This is a genomic window from Roseomonas sp. TS2 (genome assembly GCF_058833935.1).
Window position 1 is genome coordinate 1 of sequence record NZ_JCACVY010000286.1, and the last position, 3,783, is coordinate 3,783.

Annotated in this window: 4 protein-coding genes; 3 read left to right on the plus strand and 1 reads right to left on the minus strand. The window is 73.7% G+C overall.

The genetic code is table 11. The features are described 5' to 3' along the window. Nucleotides 1–272 precede the first annotated feature (272 nt). Both ACZJYS_RS23365 and ACZJYS_RS23370 read left to right on the plus strand, forming a co-directional pair. The gene (locus ACZJYS_RS23365; protein ID WP_493180513.1) at nt 273–2,501 is read left to right on the plus strand and encodes a VTT domain-containing protein; all 2,229 of its coding nucleotides are present in this window, start codon (nt 273–275) and stop codon (nt 2,499–2,501) included. Next, complete coding sequence (locus tag ACZJYS_RS23370) at nt 2,498–3,256, plus strand: endonuclease/exonuclease/phosphatase family protein (protein WP_493180514.1); 759 nt, start codon at nt 2,498–2,500, stop codon at nt 3,254–3,256. The genes ACZJYS_RS23365 and ACZJYS_RS23370 overlap by 4 nt, the downstream gene beginning before the upstream one ends. Nucleotides 3,257–3,287: 31 nt before the next feature. On the opposite strand, the gene ACZJYS_RS23375 is transcribed toward ACZJYS_RS23370, so the two are convergent. Next, nucleotides 3,288–3,461, minus strand: a complete 174-nt coding sequence (locus ACZJYS_RS23375) for a DUF1127 domain-containing protein (protein ID WP_379634204.1) — start codon at nt 3,459–3,461, stop codon at nt 3,288–3,290. Between the two features lie 144 nt (nt 3,462–3,605). On the opposite strand from ACZJYS_RS23375, the gene ACZJYS_RS23380 reads away from it, so the two are divergent. Next, on the plus strand, nt 3,606–3,783 hold a 178-nt coding region (locus ACZJYS_RS23380; protein WP_493180515.1), incomplete at its 3' end, for a GntR family transcriptional regulator.

The window sequence follows — 3,783 nt, forward strand, 5'->3', positions numbered from 1 at the left end:
CGCGAGGGGCTGGCGGCGGACGGGTTCGGCGTCGACTACCTCACCCTGGTCGTGCCGCGCACGCTGAAGCCCTGGACGGAGGGGCAGCACGGCGAGGCCCGCCTGCTCGCCACCGCCCGGCTGGGCGAGGTGCGGCTGCTGGACAACCTGCCCGTCCTCCTGCGGGGCTGACAGCCCGCCCGTCCTGCCGCCGTGGGTCTGCAGCCGCCGGGGCCGCTGTGTCCCGCGGCGCGCATGACACTTTTCCGGTGCCGCTGCGTTGCGGGATGGCGATGAGCACTCCGAACCCCGCCAGCGGCACCGTCCTGCCCCCTCCTCCGCACGCCGAGCAGCCCCTGCTGCGGCCCGGCGACACCGTGTGGCGCGTGGAGCACGCGCCGCGCGCCGCCGTGCTGGTCGATGCCGCCGCCTATTACGGCGCCCTGCGCGAGGCCATGAAGCAGGCGCGCGAGACCATCCTGATCGCCGGCTGGGACATCGACAGCCGCTCCCCCCTCGTCGGCCCCTCCGGCGAGGCGACGGACGGGCTGCCCGCCACCCTCGGCCCCTTCCTGGCCGAGCTGGTGCGCCGCCGGCCGCGCCTGCGGGTGAAGCTGCTGCTGTGGGACTACTCGGTGCTCTACGCGCTGGAGCGCGAGCTGCTGCCCGAGCTGGCGCTGCAATGGAACACCCCCGCCCAGATCGAGCTGTGCCTGGATGGCGACGTGGCCTTCGGCGCCTCCCACCACCAGAAGATCGCCGTGATCGACGACACCCTGGCCTTCTCGGGTGGGCTGGACCTGACCATCCGCCGCTGGGACACCCCGGCGCACAACCCGGTCAACCCGCACCGGGTGGACCCCCGCGACGAGACCTACGCCCCCTTCCACGACGTGCAGATGATGGTGGATGGCGAGGCGGCCGGCGCGCTGGCCGATCTGTTCCGCGCCCGCTGGGCGCGTGGCGCCTGCGAGGATCTGCGCCCGCGCGAGCCCGTCCCCCGCCGCCCCGCCCCCTGGCCCGCCGAGGTGACGCCGGACCTGACCGAGGTGAAGGTCGGCATCGCCCGCACCCAGGGCAGCTACGAGGGCGAGCCCGAGCTGCGCGAGGTGGAACGCCTGTTCGAGGCGATGATCGACCGCGCCGAGCGCAGCCTCTACATCGAGAACCAGTTCCTCACCGCGCTCGGCCTGGCGCGCCGGCTGGCGGACCGGCTGCGCGCACGGCCGCAGCTGCAGGTGGTCATCCTCGGCCCCAAGACGCATCACACCTGGCTCGAGCACCGCACCATGCTGGCCGGGCGCATCCGCTTCATGGCCCTGCTGCGCGAGGCGGGGGTGGCGGACCGGGTGCGGCTGGTCTTCCCGCATGTCGGCACCCGGCGCACGCCGCAGGCCGACGTGATGGTCCATGCCAAGGTCATGATCGTGGACGACAGGGTGCTGCGCATCGGCTCCGCCAATCTCTGCAACCGCTCGATGGGCGCCGACACCGAGTGCGACCTCGTGGTCGAGGCCGAGACGGCGGCGCAGCGCGCCATGGTGGCCGGCGTGCGGAACCGGCTGCTGGCCGAGCACCTCGCCGCCACCCCGGAGCAGGTGGAAGCCCTGGTGCGGGAAGCCGGGCTGTTCGGCGCGCTGGACCGCCTCGGCGGCCGCGCCCACCAGCTGCTGCCGATCGAGGATGGCGAGCTGGAGGAGGGCGAGGCCCTGCCGCAGATCGAGGCGGTGGCCGACCCGGAGCGCCCGCTCGGCTCCGCCATGCTGCTGGCCGATTTCACCAGCGCCGACGGCACGCCGCACGGCCTGCCGCTCTGGGCGCGCGTGGCGCTGGTCGTGGTGCCGGTTCTGCTGCTGGGGGTGGTGTGGCGCTACACCCCGCTCTCGGCCTATCTGAACCCCGAGACCTTCAGCGCCTCCATGCAGAACGCCAACGGCGCTTGGGGGCCGGTCATCGCGCTCGGGCTGTTCATGGCGCTGGGGCTCATCGCCTTCCCCGTCAACGTGCTGATCGTCGCCACGGCGGCCGCCTTCGGGCTGTGGCCGGGGCTGGCCTATGCGGCGGTGGGGGCCATGGTCAGCGCCGTGCTCACCTACCTGCTCGGCCGCAAGGTGGGGCCGAAGCTGCTGCGCAAGCTGCTCGGCCCGCGCATCAACCGCGTCAGCCGCAGCATCGCCCGCAACGGCATCATGGCCGTCACCATGGTGCGGCTGATGCCGGTGGCGCCCTTCACCCTGGTCAACCTGGTGGCCGGCGCCATCCGCATCCCGCTGCTCGACTACACGGTGGGCACGGCGCTGGGCCTGGCGCCCGGGCTGATCCTGATGACGGCGCTGGGCGACCGGCTGCTGCGCATCATGACCGACCCCTCCCTGACCGACATCCTGGGCTTCGCCGCCGTGCTGGTGGCCTGGGGCGGCATGTCCTACGGGCTGCAGAGCCTGGTCTCGTGGTACCGCCGGCGCAGCGCGCGCAGCCAGGCGGGCGCCGAGGGCGCCGAGGCGGAGGCCGGCGCCGCATGAAGCTGCGTGTGATGACCTGGAACATCCACTCCGCCATCGGGCCGGACGGGCGCTACGACCTGGAGCGGGTGCTGGAGCTGATCCGCCGGCACGACCCCGACATCCTGGCGGTGCAGGAGATCGAGAGCCGCAACCGCGGCGACCGCCCCTCCCCCTTCGCCGCGCTGCGCGGGCACTTCGCCGCCCATGCCACGGCCGAGACCCTGCGCGCCGGCGACGGCGCCTATGGCCACATGCTGCTCAGCCGCTGGCCGATGGAGGAGGAGTCGCTGCACGACCTTTCCTACCCCGGGCGGGAGCCGCGCACGGCCATCTCGGCGCGGGTGCGCACGCCGGGCGGCTACCTGGGCGTCATCGCCAGCCATCTCGGCCTGCGCTGGCGCGAGCGGCGGCACCAGGCCGCGCGGCTGGCGGCGCTGGCGCGGCGGCTGCACGGCCCGCTGGTGGTGATGGGCGACTTCAACGACTGGTCCTGGCGCGGCCCGGTCTGGCGCGCCCTGGCGCCGGTGCTGCCGGCGGTGACGCGGCACCGCACCTTCCCCGCGCACCGCCCCCTGCTGCGGCTGGACGAGATCTTCTGCCGCCCCGCCCCCCTGCTCGGCCCGAGCTGGCGCGACCCGCTGGGCCGCGAGGCCTCCGACCACCTGCCGGTGGTGGCCGAGCTGAACCCCGCCGCCCTGCATCCCTCCCGGGCGGCGGAGCCGGGGCGAAAGGCTCCCGGCCCGGCGCAGCCCGCCTTCAGCCTCTCCTCCTGAGGCGGCTGGCTGGGGCGGCTGGCCGCTCCGGTCAGCTCCGGCGGCGCCGCTCCCCATCCTCCCAGAAGGGCCGCGCGGCTTCGCGCTGCGCCTCGGGCGCACTCAGCCCGATGTCGCGCAGCCGCTCGGGCGGCAGCGCACGCAGGGCGGCACGGGTGGTGGCGCGGCGGTGCCACAGCGCCAGCAACACGCGCAGACGCGGCACCGGCGCATTGCTCAGCACATTGATCCGATTGAGCCGGAATATCGCTCCGACCATGACAGAATTTCCCCTGATTGATCCGAGTCAATCTTTGCCACCGGCATATTGCCGCTTCAATAACGGAATTGCCCTCGGTACAATCGGGCCATGACCCAGGACCGTGCCCCCGATTACCGCGCACTCGCGGACCGGCTTGCCCACAGCCTTGCCGAGGATCTGGCACAGGGCCGCCTGCGCCCGGGCGACCGGCTGCCCACCAGCCGGGACTTCGCGCACCGGCAGGGCATCGCCCCCTCCACCGCCAGCCGTGTCTATGCCGAGCTGG

Excerpts from the sequence above, each read along its gene's own strand:
- ACZJYS_RS23365 (WP_493180513.1), top strand. The coding sequence starts at position 273 with ATGAGCACTCCGAACCCCGCCAGCGGCACCGTCCTGCCCCCTCCTCCG.
- ACZJYS_RS23370 (WP_493180514.1), top strand. The coding sequence starts at position 2,498 with ATGAAGCTGCGTGTGATGACCTGGAACATCCACTCCGCCATCGGGCCG.